Annotated in this window: 19 protein-coding genes; 4 read left to right on the top strand and 15 right to left on the bottom strand. The window is 41.1% G+C overall.

The annotated features are described in order from the left end of the window. Window positions 1-14: 14 nt before the first annotated feature. The 14 genes from P20480_RS12210 to cutA all read right to left on the bottom strand — a co-directional run bounded on the left by P20480_RS12210 (window position 15) and on the right by cutA (window position 14797). A complete protein-coding gene (locus P20480_RS12210) occupies window positions 15-1328 on the bottom strand; it encodes an adenylosuccinate synthase (protein ID WP_008128387.1) in 1314 nt (437 codons plus the stop codon). A gap of 211 nt (window positions 1329-1539) precedes the next feature. Beyond that, window positions 1540-2418, bottom strand: coding sequence for a protease modulator HflC (gene hflC / locus P20480_RS12215; protein ID WP_006791238.1), 879 nt, complete (start codon window positions 2416-2418; stop codon window positions 1540-1542). A gap of 14 nt (window positions 2419-2432) precedes the next feature. Beyond that, the gene (gene hflK, locus P20480_RS12220) at window positions 2433-3593 is read right to left on the bottom strand and encodes an FtsH protease activity modulator HflK (RefSeq protein ID WP_006791239.1); all 1161 of its coding nucleotides are present in this window, start codon (window positions 3591-3593) and stop codon (window positions 2433-2435) included. A 100-nt stretch (window positions 3594-3693) separates the two neighbouring features. Continuing rightward, entirely contained in the window at window positions 3694-4983 is a 1290-nt protein-coding gene (gene hflX, locus P20480_RS12225; protein WP_008128385.1) for a ribosome rescue GTPase HflX, read from the bottom strand. 15 nt (window positions 4984-4998) lie between these two features. Then, complete coding sequence (gene hfq, locus P20480_RS12230) at window positions 4999-5262, bottom strand: RNA chaperone Hfq (protein WP_006791241.1); 264 nt, start codon at window positions 5260-5262, stop codon at window positions 4999-5001. 81 nt (window positions 5263-5343) lie between these two features. Then, window positions 5344-6261: a tRNA (adenosine(37)-N6)-dimethylallyltransferase MiaA gene (gene miaA / locus P20480_RS12235; protein WP_008128382.1), complete on the bottom strand. Its 918-nt coding sequence runs from the start codon at window positions 6259-6261 to the stop codon at window positions 5344-5346. A 10-nt stretch (window positions 6262-6271) separates the two neighbouring features. After that, window positions 6272-8110 (bottom strand): DNA mismatch repair endonuclease MutL, encoded by a 1839-nt coding sequence (gene mutL / locus P20480_RS12240; protein WP_008128380.1) that lies wholly within the window; start codon window positions 8108-8110, stop codon window positions 6272-6274. A gap of 36 nt (window positions 8111-8146) precedes the next feature. Then, window positions 8147-9442 carry an N-acetylmuramoyl-L-alanine amidase gene (locus P20480_RS12245; RefSeq protein WP_008128378.1) on the bottom strand — a complete coding sequence of 432 codons (1296 nt, stop codon included), beginning with the start codon at window positions 9440-9442 and terminating at the stop codon, window positions 8147-8149. A 79-nt stretch (window positions 9443-9521) separates the two neighbouring features. Then, the gene (tsaE, locus tag P20480_RS12250; RefSeq protein ID WP_008128374.1) at window positions 9522-9986 is read right to left on the bottom strand and encodes a tRNA (adenosine(37)-N6)-threonylcarbamoyltransferase complex ATPase subunit type 1 TsaE; all 465 of its coding nucleotides are present in this window, start codon (window positions 9984-9986) and stop codon (window positions 9522-9524) included. 125 nt (window positions 9987-10111) lie between these two features. Beyond that, window positions 10112-11452, bottom strand: a complete 1341-nt coding sequence (gene accC, locus P20480_RS12255; protein ID WP_008128373.1) for an acetyl-CoA carboxylase biotin carboxylase subunit — start codon at window positions 11450-11452, stop codon at window positions 10112-10114. 26 nt (window positions 11453-11478) lie between these two features. Beyond that, window positions 11479-11946 carry an acetyl-CoA carboxylase biotin carboxyl carrier protein gene (gene accB / locus P20480_RS12260; protein WP_008128370.1) on the bottom strand — a complete coding sequence of 156 codons (468 nt, stop codon included), beginning with the start codon at window positions 11944-11946 and terminating at the stop codon, window positions 11479-11481. 43 nt (window positions 11947-11989) lie between these two features. Then, the gene (gene aroQ / locus P20480_RS12265; RefSeq protein WP_006791248.1) at window positions 11990-12442 is read right to left on the bottom strand and encodes a type II 3-dehydroquinate dehydratase; all 453 of its coding nucleotides are present in this window, start codon (window positions 12440-12442) and stop codon (window positions 11990-11992) included. 229 nt (window positions 12443-12671) lie between these two features. Continuing rightward, window positions 12672-14477, bottom strand: a complete 1806-nt coding sequence (locus P20480_RS12270) for a protein-disulfide reductase DsbD (protein ID WP_008128368.1) — start codon at window positions 14475-14477, stop codon at window positions 12672-12674. Continuing rightward, window positions 14477-14797 carry a divalent-cation tolerance protein CutA gene (gene cutA / locus P20480_RS12275; protein WP_008113508.1) on the bottom strand — a complete coding sequence of 107 codons (321 nt, stop codon included), beginning with the start codon at window positions 14795-14797 and terminating at the stop codon, window positions 14477-14479. The genes P20480_RS12270 and cutA overlap by 1 nt, the downstream gene beginning before the upstream one ends. Window positions 14798-15034: 237 nt before the next feature. Between cutA and P20480_RS12280 the strand changes: the two genes are divergently transcribed. From P20480_RS12280 to P20480_RS12295, 4 genes are all read left to right on the top strand, one after another. Further along, a complete protein-coding gene (locus P20480_RS12280) occupies window positions 15035-15511 on the top strand; it encodes an FxsA family protein (protein WP_008128365.1) in 477 nt (158 codons plus the stop codon). A 110-nt stretch (window positions 15512-15621) separates the two neighbouring features. Continuing rightward, window positions 15622-15909: a co-chaperone GroES gene (locus P20480_RS12285; RefSeq protein WP_006791252.1), complete on the top strand. Its 288-nt coding sequence runs from the start codon at window positions 15622-15624 to the stop codon at window positions 15907-15909. Window positions 15910-15958: 49 nt separating this feature from the next. Continuing rightward, on the top strand, window positions 15959-17608 hold the full coding sequence (gene groL, locus P20480_RS12290) for a chaperonin GroEL (RefSeq protein ID WP_006791253.1): 1650 nt from the start codon (window positions 15959-15961) through the stop codon (window positions 17606-17608). A 479-nt stretch (window positions 17609-18087) separates the two neighbouring features. After that, the gene (locus P20480_RS12295; protein WP_008128360.1) at window positions 18088-18486 is read left to right on the top strand and encodes a VOC family protein; all 399 of its coding nucleotides are present in this window, start codon (window positions 18088-18090) and stop codon (window positions 18484-18486) included. A 5-nt stretch (window positions 18487-18491) separates the two neighbouring features. Here P20480_RS12295 and P20480_RS12300 read toward each other — a convergent pair whose 3' ends face one another. Then, window positions 18492-19958, bottom strand: coding sequence for a bifunctional ADP-dependent NAD(P)H-hydrate dehydratase/NAD(P)H-hydrate epimerase (locus P20480_RS12300; protein ID WP_008128357.1), 1467 nt, complete (start codon window positions 19956-19958; stop codon window positions 18492-18494). Window positions 19959-20239: the final 281 nt, after the last annotated feature.

Below are 20239 nucleotides of genomic sequence, written 5' to 3'. Positions count from 1 at the left end.
TATATTTATGGTAATTAAGCAAACGGGTTGCGAAGTACCATCGTTTCTACGCGGTCTGGACCTGTAGAAATAATATCAATTGGAACACCAGTGATTTCTTCAATACGCTTGATGTAATCAATTGCAGCTTTTGGTAAGCCTTCAAGTGAAGTTACACCCACAGTATTTTCAGACCAACCCGGCATCTCTTCATATACTGGTGTTACTTTCTCGTAACCTTCAGCAGCTAATGGTGTTACGTTTGTAACAGTGCCATCTTCAAGCTGGTAGCCAGTACAGATTTTCAATGTTTCTAAGCCATCTAAAACATCAAGCTTAGTTAAACAAAAACCTGAAATACTGTTGATTTGAACTGCACGGCGCATTGCCACTGCATCTAACCAACCAGTACGACGAAGACGACCTGTTGTAGCACCAAACTCATGACCTTTGTCACCTAAGTGCTTACCAACTGGGTCTTGCTTATCAAGGCCATCGTAAAGCTCTGTAGGGAAAGGGCCTGAACCAACACGTGTTGTGTACGCTTTGATAATACCTAACACGTAGTCAAGGTTTAGTGGACCAAAACCAGCACCAGTTGCAACGCCACCAGCGGTCGTGTTTGACGAAGTTACATAAGGATAAGTACCGTGATCAATATCAAGTAATGTACCTTGCGCACCTTCAAATAAAATGTGCTCACCTGCTAAACGTGTTTGGTCTAAAAGCTCAGTTACATCTACAACCATTGCTTTTAAGATATCTGCAACAGCCATCGCATCATCAAACGTTTTTTGGAAATCTACAGCGTCTACTTTATAGTAGTTAACTAGCGTGAAGTTATGGTACTCAAGAACTTCTTTTAGTTTAGCTGCAAATAATTCAGGATTAAATAAGTCACCTACGCGTAAACCGCGACGTGCTACTTTATCTTCGTACGCAGGACCAATGCCACGGCCAGTTGTGCCAATTGGCTTGTCGCCACGGGCTGTTTCGCGGGCTACATCTAATGCAACATGGAAAGGCAAAATTAGCGGACATGCTTCACTTATTAAAAGACGTTCGCGTACTGGTACGCCTCGCTCTTCAAGCATGCCAATTTCTTTCATTAGCGCTTCTGGTGATAAAACAACACCGTTACCAATCACACATTTAACATTGTCACGTAATACACCCGATGGAATAAGGTGTAGAACCGTCTTTTTACCTTCGATAACTAAAGTATGACCTGCATTGTGGCCACCTTGATAACGAACTACTAAAGATGCTTTGTCCGTAAGGAGGTCAACTACCTTACCCTTACCTTCGTCACCCCATTGGGTGCCTAATACAACAACGTTTTTACCCATTGTAAATTCACTTAGAGAAAATTAGGACGAGATTTTACCAGAAAACCCAAGTAAAGATCACCCCTGTTCAGCTTATTTTTTCTGCGAAGAAATATTAAATTAAAATATGGGTAAATAACCACATATATAACAGTGATTTAAAGTTGTAGATTGTATTAAACAAAAAGCCCCGCTAGTGCGGGGCTTTAAATTTTAAAAGTACAAATATAGTCTACTGCGCTTTAGCGCCTTTCATATATTGGAAGAAGTCGCTGTCTGGTGAAAGCACCATCACATCTTGCTTACCTTTAAATGTTTTCTTATACGCTTCTAAAGAACGTACAAAGCTGAAAAACTCTGGATCTTTATTATATGCATTTGCATAAATAGCGGCAGCATCTGCATCACCTTGACCACGCACTGAGCGTGAGTTACGTTCAGCGTCTGCAAGCATAACTGTCACTCGACGGTCAACGCTAGCACGAATAGTCTCCGCTTTTTCCTGACCCTCAGAGCGGTGCTCTTTAGCAACGGCAGTACGCTCAGCACGCATACGTTGATAAATCGAACTACTTACTTCTTGAGGCAAATTAATTTGCTTAACACGTACGTCTAGCACTTCAATACCTAACTCGCGGGCACTTTCAGAAGCTTGAACCAATGCTTCTTCCATAAGCTCACTACGCTCACCCGATACAATTTCACGAATTGTGCGTGTACCAAAGTTAGTACGAAGTCCGTTATTAACCTTTTGCTCAAGTAACGTTTCAGCATATTGCTTGTCGCCACGTGCACGTAAGTAAAAAGCACTAAAGTCGTTAACACGCCATTTTACAAACGAATCAACAATTAAGTCTTTCTTCTCACTTGTCACAAAACGATCTGGCGTTCCATCTAGCGTTTGAATACGTGCATCAATACGACGTACTTGGCTAAAAAATGGGACTTTCAAATGCAAACCTGGGCCATAAACAACCGCTTGATCATCGTCATCTTTTTGTACTTTACTGAACAATAGCACAATTGCTTTTTGCCCTTCAGGTACAACAAATACCGATGAGAAAGACATCACAATGGCAACTAGTAGTATTACTAAACTAAAATTTTTCATTATGCTTATCTCCCCTAGTTAAAGCGATCGTTGTTAAAGCGGTCGTTGCTGCTATTAACGGTGCTGTTACGTGATGTATTTACTTTGTTTCTTAAGTCTTGAATGTCACTTGAGCTTGGTAAAGCAACACGTGTTGCAGTGCCTTGCTTTTCCATGATTTTATCAAGAGGTAAGTACATCATGTTATTACCACCCTTCACATCAACTAACACCTTAGAACTGCTACCTAACACTTCTTCCATTGCATCAATGTATAAGCGTTCACGCGTTACTTCTTTAGCCGCTAGATACTCAGGTAATAGCTTTTCAAAACGAGCAACCTCACCTTGTGCCTCTAATGTAATTCGCTCTTGGTAACCTTCAGCTTCTTGCGTCATACGTGTTACTTGACCACGTGCACGCGGTTCAATTTCACGCGCATACGCTTCTGCTTCACGGATGAAACGCTCTTCATCTTCTTGCGCTGCAATCGCATCATCAAACGCATCTTTAACTTCAGTAGGTGGGCGAGAATCTTTAAAGTTAACATCAGTAACAATTAAACCAAGATTGTATGGTTCGATTACCTTGTTAAGCTCATCCCATGTGTTTTGACGCACTTCTTCGCGGCCGTTCGTTAAAACTTGGTCCATTTTTGCATGACCCACAACATAACGCAGTGCACTGTCTAGCGCTTCTTCTAAACTGCTATCAGCATTCGTTACGCTAAACTTGTAAAGGTATGGGTCAATAACACGGTATTGCACCTGAAACTCAACACTTACCACGTTTTCATCTTCAGTAAGCATAAAGCCAGACGCCGACAGTGAACGAACGGCTTCGATATCAACTGGGATAACCGTTTCAATAAACGTCATTTTCCAACGCAGGCCTGGTTCAGCAATTCGGTCATATTTACCAAACTGCAAAACAACACCACGTTCGGCTTCTTTAACCGTATAAATACCACTTAACGCCCACACAATAGCGGCGATAATGAGGATAAATGAAATACCGGCTCCGCCAAGTCCGCCACCGCTTCCATTGCCGGATTTTTTACCGCCAAATAAGCCGCCGAACTTGTTACTAAACTTACGGAACACCTCGTCTAAATCAGGTGGGCCTTGATCACGTCCGCCTTTATTGTTCCACGGATCTTTGTCATTGCCATTATTACCCGGTTCATTCCAGGCCATAGCTATACTCCATTGTTATCTAAATAAATTAGGAAATTGTGTTAAATCTATCAAATCTACTGCGTTTCTCATACAAAAACCGACATTTAAACGTCAATTTTTAATCTTGGTTGATAAAACCAACAATTTCAGGACCAAATTCTTTAATTAAGCGATTCCATTCAACCATTGGCATTCTTACATCTAGTAGCCAATTGCCTTGTTCATCAAATCGCTCTTCATGCACCGCATTTAAGCTAAAAAGTGAAGCCCTTAAACGCCCGTATAAAGGGGTTAATAAAAGCGTTTCACTAAACATTTTTTTAGCAAGCAATTCGCTAATGGCTTCGCTTAGTAATTCACACCCTTCACCCGTTTGTGCAGACAACCATACTCTTATAGGTTGACCTTCACTATCTCGATCAATACGCGGAGCAACATTGTCAAGCGCATCAATTTTATTATAAATTAATAGCTGTGGAACGTCATCGGCTTCAATTTCTTTAAGCACCGATTGCACTTGTTCAATATTTTCTTTAATCCGCGAATCAGCAGCATCAATTACGTGTAACTGCAAATCGGCTTCACGTGTTTCGGTCAATGTTGCTTTAAATGCAGCCACTAAATCGTGAGGCAAATGACGGATAAAACCCACGGTATCGGCTAAAATCACTTGGCCAACATCACCCAACTCCAGTTTACGCAGTGTTGGGTCAAGCGTCGCAAAAAGCTGATCGGCAGCATAGACCTCAGAATCTGTAATACGATTAAATAATGTAGATTTACCCGCATTAGTGTAACCCACTAACGACACCGTTGGAATTTCATTACGGTTACGCGCGCGTCTACCCTGCTCACGCTGGACTGCCACTTTTTGTAGTCGTGCACGAATACTTTGAATACGTACGCGCAGTAAACGCCTATCGGTCTCTAATTGAGTTTCACCTGGTCCACGTAAACCGATACCGCCCTTTTGACGCTCAAGGTGAGTCCACCCTCGGATCAGCCGAGTAGACATATGACGAAGTTGTGCCAATTCAACCTGCAATTTACCCTCATGGGTACGTGCACGTTGGGCAAAAATATCAAGAATAAGGGTCGTTCTATCAAGCACACGGCACTGACAAACGCGCTCTAAGTTGCGTTCTTGTGACGGTCTGAGTTGATGATTAAAAATAACGACATCTGCATTGTGGATTTTGACAATCTCAGCTATTTCTTCTGCTTTACCGGTACCGACGAATAGTTTCGGATGTGGTGCTTGACGGCTGCCTTGCACAACCGCCAAACTACTAACACCAGCAGAAGATACCAACATCTCTAATTCATGAAGATCTTCACGATCCCCTTCTTTAGGTAAGTCGATATGAACTAAAATTGCCTGTTCGCCGGATTCATAGCGGTCAAACAAGCATTACGCTCCTAATTAAAAGTTTCCAGCTTCTGGTTCTTCAGTGTCATCGCTCCCTTGAACACCTTGGAAGTTGACTGCGCGAGCAGGTACAACTGTTGAAATTGCGTGTTTGTAAACCATTTGATTTACCGTGTTTTCAAGTAAAATAACAAATTGATCAAATGACTGGATTTTACCTTGTAATTTTATGCCATTAACCAAAAAGATTGATACCGGAATGCGCTCACGACGTAGTGCATTCAAAAATGGGTCTTGTAACGATTGGCCTTTTGCCATGTTATTCTTCCTTCGTTCTAGGTGTTATTATAATTAAGTGGCTGAACTCATTTAATAAAGCTAAATCATATCCAACTACTACTAGCTTAGCGAACTTACTACATGATGCAAGTTTTCTTCATCGCCGGTTGTTAACCAAGTAACATCAGGCCAACTTCTCAACCAAGTTAATTGACGTTTAGCCAATTGCCGGGTTGCTGCAATACCTCGAAACACCATTTCATCATGACTTACTTCACCCGCAAGGTAATCCCACATCTGTCTATAGCCCACACAACGAATAGAAGGCATATTGTGATGTAAATCTTTACGTAGATATAAGGCCGAAACTTCATTTTCAAACCCCTGATCTATCATTATTTTAAACCTTTCTTCAATTCGTTGATGTAATTCACTTCGCTCTTGCGGCGCGATGGCAAATTGATGAAAAGTATACGGTAAAGGTGGCTGCTTTTGCTTTTGCAGTTCAGTCATTGTTTTACCGGTTAATCGATATACCTCCAGCGCACGGTTAATTCTTTGCGAGTCGTTTTCACTCATTTTTTGTGCCGCTTGTGGATCTATTTTTACGAGTTCTTGATACAAGTGTGGCCAGCCAAACTCACTAGCCTCTGCTTCAAGTTGAGCCCTTATAGCTGGGTCTGCCTCAGGCAGAGGCGATAAACCGTCAATAAGTGCCTTGAAGTACAGCATTGTACCTCCAACTAATACAGGTACTTTACCTTGTTGATGAAATTCATCAATTTTTTTTATTGCATCACGTCTAAAATCTGCAACAGAATACGTTTCACTCGGGTCAAGCAGATCAATAAGATGATGTGGAGCGCGAGCCAATTCTTCTGAATCAGGTTTTGCAGTGCCAATGTCCATACCTTTATACACTAATGCTGAATCGACGCTGATTATCTCTGTATTTAAATGCTCGCACAAAGAAATAGCCAATGCTGTTTTACCTGCAGCAGTGGGACCCATTAAAAATATAACTGGTAATTGACTCAACACGAACACCCTAATTTAATTGCGCTAAATACTGACTTAGCTCTATTTTAACTGCTTTTTCACGCAAGCGTTCAATAGTTTGCGGATTATTTTGTAAGCGCATTTGTTGAGTTATAAATACGTTGCTAGCATAAAAGCGCGGCGGTATACATTCGGCCTGCCATTTTAACCAATCTTCTATGTTTTCAAGCTGCCTTTTACAGGCGCTTAGTAACTCGTTAACAGCATTACTTACATCAAGTAAATACAAACATGATGGCAGCTTTTTAACCATGACAAACTGCTTCTCTATCACCAATTCAAAGCCAAGCAGCGTGAACCACGATTGCTGCCCTTCGAGTAGCAAACAGTCTTCTTTTGATAAATTAACCCTGACAGGTAATAACAATGCTTTACCTTCAAGGCTACCTTGCTCTTTAATTTGCTCATGCCAATCATCAACTATGGCGTATTTAAAATGTGAGCAAAATAGCTGCTGCTGCGCACTAAAGACACAGTTTCCATCATGCAAACTAATAATAGACACCATACTCACAGCACTTTGATCAGGTACTGATGAATCTTGCTGAGTGGTTTGCGCCACGACATCAAAGTGAGCAGCATGTTGTTCACTCACTCCCTGATAAAACGCATTCACGTCTTGATGGTTTGCACTTGATGATGCTCTGTATTCGCCACCACTACTTTTCGCACCAGCCGTACTTGAACTTGAACTACCTGAGTAATTTGGTTGTAACTGAGATTTAGGATAATCGTAACCGCCGCTAGTCTCATTTTTAGATGTCGACGGATGCATGGCATGAGTAAATGCAGGTAAATGATCATCAGCTGTCGTTACCGCTTCATTGTTAAACTCACCTTGCAATGGCACCACAACTTGCTTGATGGCTTGTAAAATAAAGTCATGTACTAAGCGACCTTGATGAAAACGTACTTCATGCTTTGCTGGGTGTACATTGACATCAACTTGGCGTGGGTCAATATCAATATAAATTACAAACCCTGGTAGCTCTTGTACCCCACTAACTTCTTCAAATGCCTGACGAATAGCGTGTAAAATGAGCTTATCGCGCATCATACGATTATTTACATACGTGTACTGCGTTGTATTTACAGAGCCTACCGGTAAAACCCAGCCATGTAGTTGAAGCCCTGCTTCCCCTGATTGAATATGAAGTCCTTGCTCTGCAAACGCCTTACCTGCAACTTGTGCAACGCGAGTTATGGCGTGAGCGGGATCTGTTTTGGCGCGGTATTGCCTAACTACTTTTTCGTTATGAGTCAGCGTAATCGATACATCAAACCGGCTAAGCGCTATACGCTTAATGAGCTCATCAATATGGGTAAACTCTGTTTTTTCGGTACGTAAAAATTTGCGCCGTGCAGGGGTATTAAAAAATAGATCTTTAACCTCAATGGTGGTGCCATCAGGGTGAGCAACCGGCTTAACTTGCACAGCCATATCACGGCCTTCTGCAAATGCTTGCCAAGCAGCGTCTTGAGTCTTTGGTTTGGAGCTGAGGGTTAATCGCGATACTGAGCTAATTGAAGCTAATGCCTCGCCCCTAAAACCTAGTGAGCAAATATTTTCTAAATCATCAAGCGACTTTAACTTACTTGTCGCATGGCGAGAAAGCGCAAGTGTGAGCTCTTCTTTACCTATACCCGAGCCATTATCACGAATACGAATAAGCTTATGGCCACCACGCTCTATCTCTATTTGAATACGAGTAGCGCCAGCATCTAGGCTATTTTCAACAAGCTCTTTTACTACCGACGCTGGACGCTCAACCACTTCACCTGCGGCAATCTGGTTGGCTAAACGGGCAGGTAGTATTTCAATATTCATGATATTTCCTAGCAAACTGCGTGCAGATTTATGTAATTAACTCTGTGGTATGTCGAGCTCTTGACCAATAAAAAGCGTGTTTGAATTTAGTTTATTTACTTTTTTTATTTTACTTATGCTGACCCCATAACGGCTTGCCAACATACTTAAAGATTCACCTGGGCGTACTTTATGTTTTGTAGGGTATTGCGACTTTAATTTTGCAAACAACGAATCATCTGGTGGGTTTTTCAAATAGTAATTTTTAATTGAAGTGAACATAGCCTTGGCTAAACGCTCTTGATGATTTGCACTTTTCAATAATTTTTCTTCTCGCGGGTTAGATATAAACCCCGTTTCGACCAAAATAGAGGGAATATCTGGCGACTTAAGAACCGCAAGGCTAGCATGTTGCGGGTCTTTTTTATGAAGCTTTGCAACTTTTCGTAGCTCTTTAACTACTTCTTCTGCAACGTTTAAGCCGGTTTTCATTGAATGATCCATCGACATATCAAGTAATGCTTGCGCTAAGTATTTTTCGTTAGCCGCATCTTTCATTACATCGGCTGCACCACCGAGTAACTCGGAATGTTTTTCTTTATCTTCTATCCATTTACCTATTTCAGAATTAGCTCTTCGTAATGATAATACCCATACCGATGCACCATTAGGACCAGGGCTTGTAAATGCATCTGCGTGAATAGACACAAAAAAGTCGGCTTTTTTCTCTCGTGCTCTGTTTGTTCTCGTATTAAGTTTTACAAAGTAATCGCCACTTCGTACCATACGCGAAATCATGCCCCGCTCAGCGTCTATCATTCGCTCAAGACGCTTAGCTATTTGCAACGTAACCGTTTTTTCATACGTGCCTGATGGCCCTATTGAGCCAGGGTCCTCTCCGCCATGCCCCGCATCGATAGCAATTACAATATCGCGTTCTTGGCTAAGTTGACGTTTTTTTGCCGCTTTTTGTGCAGGTGAAGCCACTGGTTCTGGTTCACTTTTATTATATAAATCGACCACAAGCCTATTTTTGTATGGACCAGTAGGCGCAAGCGCAAATAGCACTGGTTTTACGGGTGCGCTTAGCTCAAATACTAAACGAACGCTTTGCTTATTTTTGGGCTTTGAGTAACGTAATTTGCTAACAATTTGGTGCTTAGGTGGCACACCGGGTAGTACTTTAAGCTCTTTGGTGTTTTCTAGGTCAACCACTAAGCGGCTTGGGTTTTTTAGCATAAAATAACTAAAATCGGGTTTATCGTCTAAATCAAATACAACGCGTGTACTATCTGGAGATGGCCACACACGCACACTATTTATCGTGTTTTGTGCCCACAAAGAAAAGCTCATGATGAAAATCATAAGAGAAACTGAGAGTTTAACTGCGCCTCGATTCATTTGATAATTACTGCCTTCACTATTTTATTATTTATTTTTTTAGTTTATCGACAATTGCTGCACCACGTTCACTGGTACTTTTGAACACAATTTTACGCTCGTCACCTACATAGCTTAGCGTTATATCTAAATCGGGTACAGGAATAAACTCCCCCCCCTTTTCTGGCCACTCAACAACACAAATAGCCTGCGGTGAAAAATAATCGCGTATACCCATAAATTCAAGTTCTTCTGGATCACCTAAACGATACAAGTCAAAGTGATAAACGTTTGCACGGTCAAGCTCATAGGGTTCAACTAGTGTATATGTTGGACTCTTAACTTTACCTGTATGACCAAAGCCTTGCACCACACCACGTGTAAACGTTGTTTTACCAGCGCCTAAATCACCATGTAAATAAATCACAGCACCTTGCTCAATAATTGCTGCTACTTGCTCACCCATTGCAACAGTTGCAAGTTCATCATTTAAGTGAGATTCAAAACTACGGGTCATTATTACCTCAAAATTAACTTAAAAGCGCATATTAGCTAATCATACCAGATTATTTATTTATGGCGATAAATTGAAGTTTCAGGCATAAAAAACCGGCAAAAGTCCGGTTTTTTAATTTAGGAAGATTACAAACCTAACTTTTTCTCAAGGTAGTGAATATTAGTTCCACCATTTTGGAAATTCTCGTCTGCAAGAATACGCTTATGCAAAGGAGTATTAGTTTTAATCCCATCAATTACTAATTCGTTTAGTGCATTACGTGCACGGGCAATAGCTACGTCACGGTTTTCACCGTAAGTAATTAGCTTGCCAATCATTGAATCGTAATGTGGTGGAACCGTATAGTCAGCGTAAATATGGCTGTCCCAACGAATACCTAGCCCACCAGCGGGGTGAAAACGTGTAATTTTACCCGGTGACGGGATAAACGTTTCAGGGTCTTCAGCATTAATTCGACATTCAATCGCATGACCACGAATAACGACATCGTCTTGCGTGAATGATAATGGCTGACCCGCTGCTATTTTTAGCTGCTCTTTGATTAAGTCAATACCCGTAACCATTTCTGTTACTGGGTGCTCAACCTGAATACGGGTATTCATTTCAATGAAGTAAAACTCGCCGTTTTCGTATAAAAACTCAAACGTACCCGCGCCACGGTAACCAATTTCAATACACGCACGTGTACAACGCTCACCAATAAACTTACGCGTCTCTGCTGTTATACCTGGCGCTGGTGCTTCTTCAACTACCTTTTGATGACGGCGCTGCATTGAACAATCGCGTTCACCTAAGTGAACTGCATTACCTTGTCCGTCGGCTAATACTTGTACTTCGATATGACGCGGGTTTTCAAGGTATTTCTCCATGTAAACCATACCGTTACCAAAAAACTGTTTAGCTTCTTGCTGCGTTAGTGAAATTGAATTTACTAATTCAGATTCATTGCGTACTACACGCATACCACGGCCACCACCGCCACCAGCGGCTTTAATAATAACCGGATAACCAATGCGCTTAGCAATTTGCATGTTGCGTTCGTTATCGTCTGTTACAGGGCCATCAGAACCCGGCACACATGGAACGCCTGCTTTACGCATTGCGGCAATAGCAGATACTTTATCGCCCATTAGACGAATTGTGTCGCCTTTTGGCCCAATAAATACAAAACCGCTTTGCTCAACTTGGTCTGCAAAATCTGCGTTTTCTGCAAGGAAACCATAACCTGGGTGAATCGCTACCGCATCAGTTATTTCGGCCGCAGCAATAATGCGCGGTATATCTAAATAACTTTCTGTTGCTGATGGCTTACCAATACAGATGGTTTCATCTGCAAGCAATACATGCTTAAGATCGCGATCCGCCGTTGAATGAACAGCAACCGTTTTGATCCCAAGCTCTTTGCAGGCGCGCAATATACGAAGTGCTATTTCACCTCGGTTTGCTATGACTACTTTATCTAACATTAGAGTTGGCCTTTTACGTTATGCTATTAGTCAATGATGAATAGAGGTTGGTCAAATTCAATTGGCTCGCCATTTTCAGCTAAAATTGCGCGTACAGTACCCGCTTTATCAGCTTCAATTTGGTTCATCATTTTCATGGCTTCAATGATACACAGTGTATCGCCTACATTAACTTTAGAGCCTACTTCTACGTAAGCAGGTGCCTCTGGAGAAGATGCTGAGTAAAATGAACCAACCATAGGTGATTTAACTTGATGACCCGTTGGTGCAGCAGGCGCAGCTTCTGCTTCAACTGCTACAGGGGCAGCAGGGGCTGGCGCTTGCTGTGCAGGAGCTGGCGCATATTGTTGTGGTGCAAATTGTGGGTAAGCTGGACCCGCACTCATATTGTTACGGTTTATGCGTACCGACTCTTCACCTTCAGTGATTTCTAGTTCCGCAATGCCCGATTCTTCTACTAATTCGATAAGTTTTTTTATCTTGCGAATATCCATTACACGACCCGCCTGTTAGTTTGTTAGTGTGTTAATTTTTAAATTAAATTGCGTTTTGCGACCGGTTAACCGCTGCATTTAATGCTGCGTGGTAACCCATTGCACCTAATCCACATATAACGCCTTGTGCCACATCTGAAAAATAAGAATGATGGCGAAAAGCTTCACGTGCGTGCACATTGCTCAAGTGCACCTCATAAAACGGAATATCAACACTTAACAATGCATCACGTAATGCAACGCTTGTATGCGTAAATGCTGCGGGGTTAATAATGATACAATCAACCGCTTGCCAAGCATTATGAATTCGTTCTATGAGCGCTTGCTCACCATTACTTTGAAAGTGCGTAAGTTCAACATTCAGACTATTAGCGGTATTCGTTAGTTCGCTCATAATCTCGCTAAGTGTTTGCGTACCGTATTTTTCTGGCTCGCGCTTTCCTAGCATGTTTAAATTTGGACCATTAACAACTAAAATCTTTAATTTTGCAGCCATAATACGCGATATACCCTCTAAGTAATGAGTTAAGCCATTGCTAGCTATTTTTTAACTTTAAACTAAGCATAAAAAAGCTAAATTGCAACATTTTCTCACGTTAGCTGGGTATTATAGTGATTTCGACGTAAATAACAGCAAAATACTGGTCCAATCACTATTTAAGGTACATTTTGAAAGGTATAAATAACAAAGCCACTTAGTAAACTTAAGTGGCTTTATTGCACTATTATTGTGCGCTGGCACGCACTGTAGCAAGGTGTTTAGCAAAATCCTCAGCATTTAAAAAGCCTGTCACTCGCAACGTGCTTAGCTCTTGCCCTTGAGTATTAAAAAACAAAATACTCGGTAACCCGAAAACGTCATACTCTTCCATTAGCTCAATAGTTTTACTATCACTTTCAGTTAAATCGATTTGAATTAACTGATAATGACTAAACTCCTTTTGCACATTTTCATCAGGAAAGGTGTAATGTTCAAACTCTTTACACGCTACACACCAGTCAGCGTATAAGTCCACCATAACCATGCGACCTTCGCTATTTGCTTGTGATACGGCTTGTTTAAGCTCGGCCAAGTTAGCAACATGTTTAAACTCATTGCTTTGCGAGGTTGTTTGCAAACTCACTGTTGGTGTTGGCCAAAAATAGTTTTTGGTTAAGTTAATTCCTGTGAGCACTAATAAAACAGCCATAAACCACAGTAAAGTTTTTAACTTACCTTGCGATTGGGCGCTTTGCCAATGATGAAAATAAAGCGCTGTAGCGATAGCTAATAAACCAGCTAATAATAAAATTATCTCGATATCGATAATTCGCTCTAGCAAAATAAGTGGCACAACTAACATAATAAAACCAAATAAAGTTTTAACTTGTTCCATCCACCCGCCAGCTTTAGGTAATAGCTTACCTCCCGATGTACCAAGGAGTAACAGTGGTAAGCCCATTCCTAGGCTAAGTACGTAAAGCGTTAGTCCACCGACTAAGTAATCGCCGCTTTGCGCTACAAATAATAATGCGGCTGATAAAGGTGCAGTGGTACAGGGTGATGCAATAAGCCCTGATAAAACCCCCATCAGGAATACCCCAATGTAATTACCGCCTTTTTGGTTATTGCTCACTTGGGTTAGTTTGTTCATCATACTGCTAGGTAATTTTATTTCGTACCAACCGAACATCGACATAGCCAACAACACAAACAATAAGCTAAAACTTATCAATACATATGGGTGCTGTAAGTAACCTTGCACTTGGCCGCCTAATGCAGCAACCACTAAGCCTAATGCAGCATAGGTGACCGCCATACCCTGAATATAAACAAATGACAGTGCAAATGCTTTTTTGGTAGACAGGTTCTTTTGACCCGCAATTAAGCTAGATAAAATAGGGAACATCGGAAATACACACGGTGTAAATGCCAAACCTACACCCACAGCAAAAAATATAGCAAGGTTAACCATTAAGCTCTGACTAGCTAGTTGCTCTGTAAAGGTGAGCTCTTTCTCAGGTGTTGCTGCAGTAACAGGTTTTTCTACAGGTTGGCTAAGTGCCGAGAATGCACTACTTGTTGCGGTATTGTCATTAGTATTATTCTCACCTGCCAGTACACTCAATGGAATGCTTATAATTTCAGGTGGATAACACAGCCCTGCTTTTGCACAGCCTTGATAACGCACCTTAACAACGCCATCTTCACTTACATTACTAAGCTTGCTGATAATACTGAGAGAATTAAAAAACACTTCAGTTTTACCAAAAAACTCATCTTCAATAACTTCACCAGAGCCCAACTCAGGCACGTCAATGCTGGCACCTTTAGCAATAATTTCTATTTTATCTTTGTATAAATAATAGTCATCAGCGATATCCCAACCAACAAATAACGTACTACCTTGCTGATCAAAATCAAATACAAACGCTTCATTTACCGGTAAAAATGTGTGCTGAGTTGGTTTAAGAAAATCATCAAGGGTATTTTGTGTTGCCCAAACAGGCGCCATTAATACGCTTAATAAAAAAAATAAAATAAAGCGCATTAATGAAGCACCTCATCCATCCAATTAAAGTAAGCCAAGTTACCGGTTGCTACATCAACGACTTGTATTTCTGGTACTTCATAGCTGTGAAGATCTTTCAAAGTTAAAAATACATCGTTCATTTTATCGGCCTTGGTTTTAATTAGCAGCTTCACTTCAGTTGCCTCGGCTACTTCACCTTCCCATATGTAAATTGAAGTCATGGCAGGTAAAATATTTACACAAGCAGCCAGTTTCTTTTCAATTAGCGCCATAGCCAATAAACGGGCTTCGTGGTTATCTCTGCAAGTGGTAAAAATAAGTTTAAATTGCGTTGTCATAGTGAACCTTTACTTGTTTACGGGGGTCTAGCCCCATAGTAGCTGATAGCGGGTATAATGTGTAGACACGAACTCTGTCAACATTTGAGGTCTTTACAGTAAAGTGACTTAAACCCACTAGCTATAACTTTACTAACATTAAAGTTTATTACTTACTCTTATTAGCTTGAAAATAGACCCGACAACCCTCACTTATATTTCATTAGCACCTTAATGAGTGTCATTTTAGAGAGTCTTATGTTTAGAATTTTATTTTTGCTGTTTATCATCATTCCTATTATTGAAATTGCCTTACTAATTCAGGTTAGTGACGTAATAGGTGGCTTCGCAACAATCGCTTTGGTGGTACTAACCGCTATTGTGGGTGCGAAGATGGTGAAACAACAAGGTATGGGCGCACTTCAAAATGCGCAAACGCAAATGGCGCAAGGCCAGATGCCTGCTAAAGAATTATTCACGGGAATATGCGTAATTATTGCCGGTGTACTATTGTTAACGCCAGGCATCATGACTGACGTTTTTGGTTTACTTTTATTAACCCCTGCAATTCGTAATAAATTAGCTGCAGGCCTTGCAAGTCAGGCAACTGTGAGAATGAGTGCAGGTATGCAACAAGGTCCTTCCCCATACGCGCAACAACCGCATTCGATGCGTGACCAGCAACAAACCGAACAACCAACAACCATTGATGGTGAGTTTGAACGAAAAGATTAAAAATTTATCATTTTTTCTCTTGGAATTTTTTACTCTACCCCCATTAATGAATGCAAATTAGAAAAGCTTTTTTCTGTACTGTTCAGAAACTGTTAGGAGAACTAAAAAACATGAACATTCGTCCTTTACAAGATCGCGTAATCGTTAAACGTCTAGAAGAAGAAACAAAATCTGCTGGCGGTATTGTATTAACTGGCTCTGCAGCTGAAAAATCAACTCGCGGAGAAGTAGTAGCCGTAGGTAATGGTCGTATTTTAGATAACGGTGACGTTAGAGCTTTAGAAGTAAAAGCCGGTGACACTGTGTTATTTGGCTCATATGTTGAGAAAACTGAAAAGATCGAAGGTCAAGAGTACCTGATCATGCGTGAAGACAACATTTTAGGCATTGTAGGCTAAGCCTACTTTTCGTTTAACACACATTTAAGAATTTAGAGGAATTTAAAACATGGCAGCTAAAGAAGTACTTTTTGCAGGTGACGCACGCGCTAAAATGCTAACTGGCGTAAACATCCTAGCAAACGCAGTTAAAGTTACATTAGGTCCTAAAGGCCGTAACGTTGTACTAGACAAATCGTTTGGCTCTCCAGTGATCACTAAAGATGGTGTATCTGTAGCAAAAGAAATCGAACTTGAAGATAAGTTTGAAAACATGGGCGCGCAAATGGTTAAAGAAGTTGCATCTAAAGCAAATGATGCAGCCGGCGATGGTACAACTACCGCTACAGTACTTGCACAGTCTATTGTTAATGAAGGCCTTAAAGCGGTTGCTGCAGGCATGAACCCAATGGACCTTAAACGTGGTATTGATAAAGCAATCATTGCTGCTGTTGCAGAGCTTAAGGCGCTTTCTGTTCCTTGTGCTGATACTAAAGCTATTGCTCAAGTAGGTACTATTTCAGCTAACTCTGATAAAGAAATTGGCGACATCATTGCAGAAGCAATGGAAAAAGTAGGCCGTAATACAGGTGTTATTACTGTTGAAGAAGGTCAATCACTAGAGAACGAACTAGATGTTGTAGAAGGCATGCAGTTTGACCGTGGTTACCTATCTCCTTACTTCATTAACAACGCTGAAAAAGGCGCAGTTGAATTAGATAACCCATTTATTCTACTTGTAGATAAAAAAGTATCTAACATTCGTGAGCTACTACCTACATTAGAAGCCGTTGCTAAAGCAAGCAAGCCACTATTAATCATTGCTGAAGACCTTGAAGGCGAAGCACTTGCAACGCTTGTAGTTAACAACATGCGCGGCATTGTTAAGGTATCAGCGGTTAAAGCTCCTGGTTTTGGCGACCGTCGTAAAGCGATGTTACAAGATATCGCCGTATTAACTGGCGGTACTGTTATTTCTGAAGAAATTGGCCTTGAGCTTGAAAAAGCAACAGTTGAAGACCTAGGTACAGCTAAGCGCGTTGTTATCACTAAAGACGATACAACTATCATCGATGGTGCTGGCGAAGAAGAAGGCATTACCGGTCGTGTTTCTCAAATTAAAGCACAAATTGAAGAAGCAACATCAGACTACGATAAAGAAAAACTACAAGAGCGTATGGCTAAACTTGCCGGCGGTGTTGCAGTAATTAAAGTAGGCGCAGCAACTGAAATTGAAATGAAAGAGAAAAAAGACCGTGTTGAAGATGCATTACATGCAACTCGTGCAGCGGTTGAAGAAGGTGTAGTACCGGGTGGCGGTGTTGCTCTAGTACGTGCAGCTAGCAAGCTAGTTGAACTACTTGGCGATAACGAAGATCAAAACCACGGTGTTAAAGTTGCCCTTCGTGCGATGGAAGCACCTCTTCGTCAAATCGTAACTAACGCGGGTGACGAAGCATCTGTTGTTATTAACGCTGTTAAAGGTGGCGAAGGTAACTACGGTTACAACGCAGCCACTGGCGAATACAACGACATGATTGAAATGGGTATCCTAGATCCAACTAAAGTAACGCGCTCTGCACTACAATTTGCAGGGTCTATAGCGGGTCTAATGATCACAACTGAAGCAATGGTTGCTGAAATCCCTAAAGAAGAAGCTGCTGGTGCCCCTGATATGGGTGGCATGGGCGGAATGGGTGGCATGGGCGGCATGATGTAATCATCACCGTTTAAGCACCTATCTTATATAAAACCCAGCTTCGGCTGGGTTTTTACTTTTTAGTACTTTTTATTGTTATTGTTCAATTTACCCCCAAATAGTAATAACGTATAAATTAAAAAACCACACCATGGACATACTTAACAGTAATGGAATTACTTTCATCGCAGTGCTTGTAACCCTAATATCTGCATTGCTGCTTTTAATAGTTTGCCTTTTGTTAAAAATGATTACTTGGGGTAAAAGTATGTCGACAGGGGCATATTTGTTTTTAGCGTTTTTTTCCGCTTATTTCCCTGATGCCAATTCCGCCACCTACCTACGAAAATGTTCAAAAGGCGAAGCAAGAGCAAAGAAAACGTAAGGAAGACTCAGGCGACCCGCCGGATGAAGATGCATAATCTACAAATATATACAACCCTACACAAAACACACACTGATATGTAAAAATACGCAGCAACACAATCAAGGAGTAGTTTATGTCAGGTATAAAACAGCATATTGGCAGTATTGCCTTAATCGTAAAAGATTATGATGAAGCCATTGAGTTTTACACTAAAAAATTGAGCTTTGAATTAGTTGAAGATACTGATTTAGGTGAGGGAAAACGTTGGGTGTTAATTACACCGCCGCAGTCAAATGGTACGCATATACTACTTGCTCAAGCCACTGCGCCAGAACAAATAAGTGCTATTGGTAACCAAGCCGGTGGGCGTGTTTGGTTATTTTTACATACTAACGATTTTTGGCGCGATCATGAAAACATGTTAGCTAACGGTGTTGTCTTTAATGAACAACCCCGTAATGAACCTTACGGAGTTGTTGCTGTTTTTGAAGATTTATACGGTAATAAGTGGGATTTAATTCAACAAAAATAGAAAGCTTAATTTATTAAGGATCTAACTATTTTAAATAAATCGGAGGGTAGCATACCTCGCTCCCCTTCTCGCACACTGGCGATATCGCCAGCTTTAGCGTGCAGTGTTACACCATAACGCGCTGCTTCATCAATATTTAAACCCTGAGCCAATAAAGCACCAATAATACCAGTGAGTACATCGCCACTACCACCAACGGCCAGTGCTGCGTTACCGTCTTCACACACCCACGTATTCTCAGCATTATCAATTAGTGTTCCGGCTCCTTTTAATACGCAAGTAGCGTTATAGCGCTTAGCACACAATCGAGCATTCTCAAACCTATTTGACTCAACATCCACAATAGTTTTACTTAATAGCCTGGATGCTTCTCCTGGGTGCGGTGTAAGTACACATTGCTTTAATGTGTACGATGAGGCTTGTTTGGATAATAAATTTAGCGCATCGGCATCGATAACCAGTGGCATGTTATTAGTTTGGCAATAATATATAACCTCCTCAAAGGTTTTTTGTGCCCATTCATTCAGCCCCAGACCTGGCCCTATAACTACGCAGCTAGCCCACTCAAGCGCTTCTTTTAGATTAGTACTGGTTACCATTAATTCTGGCCTACCAATGCTTACAGGCACTACAGAACTTGAATGTGTATACACTTTTACAATACCCGCACCTGCTCTAAGTGCGGCCTCGCTGGATAATCTAATTGCGCCAGCCGTCCCCTCATTACCACCTACACAGAGGAGTTTACCATGAGTTCCTTTATGGCTATTTAGGTTACGCGCACCAAGCTTTTTAAAGCTCTTAATATTTATAAGTGTGCCGCTTGAAGTAGCGAGCTCAAAAAATGCAGGTCCAATATTTAGATCGTCAAATATTAACTCCCCGCAATGTTGTTTACCTATAGTCGTTGTTAGCCCCTGCTTAATACCAACAAAGGTTATTGTTTTACTTGCTTGTATAGCAATACCTAAAGGTTGGCCAGTATCTGAGCTGATACCTGAAGGTACATCTATACTCAATACAGGTTTATTACTGGTGTTAATTTCATTAATAATTTTAGCAAAATTATCGCGAACCGAGCTTGTGATCCCTGTACCTAGCATTGCATCTATAATTAAATCACTTCGGTTTAATAACTCACTCGTATAAGCATTAACTTCACCGCCTTCATCACGCCATAACTTAAACGCTTTTGCAGCATCTCCTGTTAGTGATTTTTCAGGGTTAACGGCACACAAAGTTACTCGCTTACCCGCTTGCTTAATTAGGCTCGCGGTAATATAAGCGTCCCCAGCGTTATTACCATGTCCTACAACAACTAACGTATGCTCAGCATTAAAGTCTTGCCAAGCGTTGAATGCAGCGTGCCCAGCGCGCTGCATGAGGGTAAATAACTCACAATGGCTATTTTTAGCAGCTAGTGCCTCGTTATCCCTAACTTCTTTTGCATTAAATATTAGTTTATTTAGCATGAAGACCCCTCTAATAAGTGACACCCTACCTTATCAAATACACATATCGAGCGGCTAGTTTTGTGAGCTTTTAATCGAGGTAAGTTCGTTTATTCAAACGTACTAAAGATCACATATTTATCCGGGTCAGATAACTGAAAACTAATCACTTTTGTTCAGGTATTAAAAACTTAAACGCTAAATATTACTCATTGAACGTTGCTACAAAGCACCTACGCCTGAGGTAAATGCGCCACCCTCACGTGAGGCAAATTGCAGGCATTAAAAAACCCGAGACTAAG

Origin of the sequence: Pseudoalteromonas sp. BSi20480 (assembly GCF_000241365.1) — a bacterium.
Lineage (GTDB): Bacteria > Pseudomonadota > Gammaproteobacteria > Enterobacterales > Alteromonadaceae > Pseudoalteromonas > Pseudoalteromonas marina.
Note: the sequence above shows the minus strand (reverse complement) of the source record. Positions and strands in the feature narration are given on the sequence as shown.